At 63.8% G+C, this 1,389-nt stretch carries 1 protein-coding gene; it reads right to left on the bottom strand.

Annotation, left to right across the window (positions count from 1 at the left end):
• Positions 1 to 75: 75 nt before the first annotated feature.
• The gene (locus tag ENZ75_RS31830) at positions 76 to 1,179 is read right to left on the bottom strand and encodes a glycosyltransferase family 9 protein (protein ID WP_013532743.1); all 1,104 of its coding nucleotides are present in this window, start codon (positions 1,177 to 1,179) and stop codon (positions 76 to 78) included.
• Between the last annotated feature and the right edge of the window lie 210 nt (positions 1,180 to 1,389).

The following is a 1,389-nucleotide window of genomic DNA, read 5'->3' as shown; positions in this document are numbered from 1 at the left end:
ACGCGACAATGTGACCGTGCCTGTGGCGAAGGGGTCATTCCACCGCGTCGAGAGTCGTGCATGCGACCCATGATCTCAGATGACGCATTCCAGCTGCATTTCGGTGCGCGAAAGAACCTCGCGCACCGCGTCGACCACCGGCTTGACTTCCAGGCCCCAGACGCAGCATGCCTTGCTGGGATCCGGCGCGCGGCAAAGGTCCTCGGCCATGCAGGCGCAAGGCATCGGCGGCTGGAGCGAGATGCTGGGCACGCCGACGGGACCCCAGCGCGACGGCTCCGTCAGACCGAACAGCCCGACAACCGGGGTCCCAGTGGCTGCCGCCATGTGCATCGGGCCGCTCTCATTGCCGAGAAACAGCCGGGCCTGTTTCAGCACCGCCAGCAGGCTTTCAAGCGACAGGTCACCGACGAGATTGACGACCGGCGGCGCGGTCCTGGCGACGATGCGTTCGGCGATCTCGCGCTCGTCCGGGCCGCCCACCAGGACGACGTCCAGGCCGGTCTCGCCGGCAATCTCGACGATCGCTGCTGCAAACCGCTCCGGCTGCCAACGTCGCCCCTCGAAGCTTGCACCCGCATGCACGGCGATGAAGGCATTTGGCCGCAGATGGTGTTTATCCAGGAGCGCCAATGCTTTCGCCATCTCCAATGGCAGCGGCTGAAGGTTCGGAATCACCGTGCGAAGTTCAATGCCGAGCGCTTCGAGCGGCGAGAGGTAGCGGTACAGGAAATGCTGGCCATCAAAGCCGTAGGGCTTGGCAAGGACGTTGGCGGGCTGCCGCTCCAGCATACGCAAGGGTCTTTCGGAGGGATTGTATCCGACACGGGTCTTTGCGTGGACGAGCCCGGTGAGGATGCGCGACGTCTTCGAATCGGTCAGGTCGATGGTCAGGTCGAAGCGGAAGCGGCGCAACGCCCGCACCATGGCGTAGAGCTCCTTCCCGCGCTCCAAGGGCGTGCCGCGCATGCGGTCGCGCCTGAATGCGACCACCTCGGAAGCGATACCATGGGCGATCACGAAGCTCTCGAAGCGGGCCTCGCACAGAAAGACGATGCTGGCGCCGGGGAATTCGAGCCGCAGGTTCTTGGCGAGCGCCGAGGCGAGGACGAGATCTCCTATGAACTTGGTTTGAATGACCAGGATCGAGCGGAGCGGCGCGGGAGAGATCTGCAGCATCTGTTTCCGGGAGCAATTTGCGGATGGCCGCAAATTGGGCAGGAACAATGTCGAGATTACGCGGCGCGGCCAGCACGTTCGCGTGAATTGTCTTACAAAACGGTAAGCTGGATGGATCCTATCCGCGGCCTGTTTTCGCAACCAGCACCGCTGCCTGCGCTGCCGCCAGCCTGGCGATCGGCACGCGATAGGGCGAACAGGACACGTAGT

The sequence above is a fragment of the Mesorhizobium sp. M7A.F.Ca.CA.002.04.1.1 genome (assembly GCF_004022805.1).
GTDB lineage: Bacteria > Pseudomonadota > Alphaproteobacteria > Rhizobiales > Rhizobiaceae > Mesorhizobium > Mesorhizobium ciceri.
The sequence above is the reverse complement of the archived record's forward strand: the minus strand, read 5'-3'. Positions and strand labels throughout refer to the sequence as shown.

Excerpts from the sequence above, each read along its gene's own strand:
- ENZ75_RS31830 (WP_013532743.1), bottom strand. The coding sequence starts at position 1,179 with ATGCTGCAGATCTCTCCCGCGCCGCTCCGCTCGATCCTGGTCATTCAA.